This is a genomic window from Actinosynnema sp. (assembly GCF_052038725.1).
On record NZ_JBQGCX010000527.1, the window covers coordinates 1 to 2,388 of the forward strand.

Below are 2,388 nucleotides of genomic sequence, written 5' to 3' on the forward strand. Positions count from 1 at the left end.
GCAGGAGCGCGGCCTCGTCCACTTCCCGGCTCACGTCAGCCGGACCCCCACCGCAGCACCAGCCCCATCACCATCACCACGGGACGGTCGATGTCCGAGCAGAGCGCACACCTCCGGGTAGCCCGATCCAGTGATCACCGCGAGCTGGTCCGCCACGGACAGCAAGGTGTCATCGCACCTCCGGATTCCCCATTGGTTACGGTGACTCGCATGGAACGCAGCGCGCAGCGCCTGGGACGCGCCCTGGTCGTGATCGTGGACGACCGGGTGGCACACGGTGAGCACGAGGACAGCACGGGCCCCCTGGTCACCGAGCTGCTGGAAGAGGCGGGGTTCATCGTCGACGGCACAGTCGCGGTGGAGGGCGAGGTGGTCGACATCCGCGCCGCGCTGAACACGGCGGTCATCGGTGGCGTCGACCTGGTGGTCACCGTGGGAGGCACGGGCGTGTCCCCCAGGGACGTGACCCCGGACGCCACCCAGGGTGTGCTGGACCGCCCGATCGCGGGCATCGCCGAGGCGCTCCGCGCGTCGGGCCTCGCGGCGGGCGCGGTGGACGCGGGCATCTCCAGGGGCCTGGTCGGGATCTCCGGCAGCACCCTGGTCGTGAACCTGGCGGGCTCCCGCTCGGCGGTCCGCGACGGCATGGCGACCCTGTCGTCGCTGGTGCCGTACGTCATCGAGCAGATCTCGGGCCTGGACGAGGCATGAGCACCCCGGACCAGCCCACCCCCCTGACCCCGGCCGAGGCCGAGGCCAGGCGAAGGAGGCTGGCCGAGGTCTTCGGCGACGTCCTCCCGGAAACCCCGGACGAACCGAGGGCGCAGGGAAGACCGGACAGCTGGTACGAGGAGAACCGCCCCCCGCACCACGGCGGCTGACCCAAGCCCCGGCTGACCCAAGCCCTGACTGGCCCAAGCCTGGGCTGCCCCAGGCCCCAGCCGCCCCGGACCGCCCCCGACTGACCCAACCCGCACCACCCCGAGCCCCCGGCCGACCAAGCCGGAGCCCCGGACCAGCCAGCCCCACCCGCCCACCAGCCTTCGACTGCGGGCGTTCACCGAACGCCCGCAGGTCGAAGGCACGCACCACCGCAGCGCACCGTTCCGCGCAGCCGCAGCACAGCCACAGCCGCAGCACAGCCACGCGGCCCGGCAACCGGCGCAGCAGCCGGTGAACCGGCAACCGGCGCAGCCACACGCGGCCCAGCAACCAGCGCGGGCCAGCACCCCCCTCACAAGTGCCGCCACTCCAGTCACCACTCCGGTGCAGTCGCACCGCACCCGCCCGGTTCCACGGCACGGCCGTCCCCACCGCAGGACAGCCGCCACCGCAGAACAACCACCACCGGCGAACCAGCGCGACTCCCGAACCAGCACCGCCGCTGGCCAACCACGCCACCGGTCCACCACCGCCACCGGTCCACCACCGCGCCGAGCGGCCTTGCCGCTGTTCGGCTGTCGCTGCTGAGCGGGTCTTGCCCTGTTCGGTTGTCGCCACCGAGCGGGTCTTGCCGCTGTTCAGCCACCGCTGCCGAGCAGGCTTTGCCCTGTTCGGCTGTCGCCACTGAACGAGCCCGGCCGCTGGTCGGCTACCGCCGCCGCGTGACCCTCGTCGCCGCACCGCGGTTCGCGGGGTGGGGCGACCAGCCGCCAAGCGGTCCGGTGGTCGTCAGCCTCGGGGGTGCTGCTGGGTGTTCGGGCGCGGCGGCTGGGCGGGCCTGGGGCCGGTGCCCGGCTGGTTCGCGTACTGCTGCGGGGTGGAATGGGGGCCGGACTGGGCCGAGGTCCGCTGGGCGCCCTGGTTGCCCTGGTTACCCAGATTGCCCTGGTTCGCCTGGGCCACCAGCAGGTCGCGGATCTCCTTCAGCAGCTCGACGTCGGTCGGTTCCGACGGGCCCACCTCCTGACCGCGCTCCCTCCTCTCCTTGATCTTGTTCATGGGCATCACGAACACGAAGTAGACGACCGCCGCGATGATCACGAAGTTCATCACCGCGGTGACCAGCGCGCCGAAGTCCATCGTCGTCTTCGGGCTGGCGCCGAGCTGGACGGCGAACCCGACGGGGTTCTCCATGCCGCCGACCAGCGCGACCAGCGGGTTGATCAGGTTGTTGGTGAACGCGGTGACGATCGCACCGAACGCGGCGCCGATGACCACGGCAACCGCCAGGTCGATGACGTTGCCGCGCATCAGGAAGTCCTTGAAACCCTTGATCACTGCCGCTTCTCCTCCTCGGGAAGTCTCAGAGCCAGCGGAGGGTAACCGCACTCCTTGATCGCCACACCCACCCGGACCCACCCGCCCGCGCGACCACCCGACCGCCCGCGCGACCGCGGACCACCCGCGCGACCGCGGACCGCCCGCGCGACCGCGGACCGCCCGCGC

Annotated in this window: 2 protein-coding genes and 1 pseudogene; 2 read left to right on the forward strand and 1 reads right to left on the reverse strand. The window is 72.0% G+C overall.

Features of this window, described 5'->3' with window-relative positions; all coding sequences use genetic code 11:
• The first annotated feature begins 210 nt into the window (after positions 1 to 210).
• The gene (locus tag ACTUAL_RS10600; RefSeq protein WP_012783247.1) at positions 211 to 711 is read left to right on the forward strand and encodes a MogA/MoaB family molybdenum cofactor biosynthesis protein; all 501 of its coding nucleotides are present in this window, start codon (positions 211 to 213) and stop codon (positions 709 to 711) included.
• On the forward strand, positions 708 to 881 hold the full coding sequence (locus ACTUAL_RS10605; protein WP_177154488.1) for a hypothetical protein: 174 nt from the start codon (positions 708 to 710) through the stop codon (positions 879 to 881). Before ACTUAL_RS10600 ends, ACTUAL_RS10605 begins: the two co-directional genes overlap by 4 nt.
• Before the next feature lie 946 nt (positions 882 to 1,827).
• Here the strand turns inward: ACTUAL_RS10605 and mscL are convergent.
• Positions 1,828 to 2,220: pseudogene (mscL, locus tag ACTUAL_RS10610) on the reverse strand (large conductance mechanosensitive channel protein MscL); the annotation flags it as partial.
• Positions 2,221 to 2,388 lie beyond the last annotated feature (168 nt).

Coding starts and splice junctions, on each gene's coding strand:
- ACTUAL_RS10605 (WP_177154488.1), top strand. CDS start 708: ATGAGCACCCCGGACCAGCCCACCCCCCTGACCCCGGCCGAGGCCGAG.
- ACTUAL_RS10600 (WP_012783247.1), top strand. CDS start 211: ATGGAACGCAGCGCGCAGCGCCTGGGACGCGCCCTGGTCGTGATCGTG.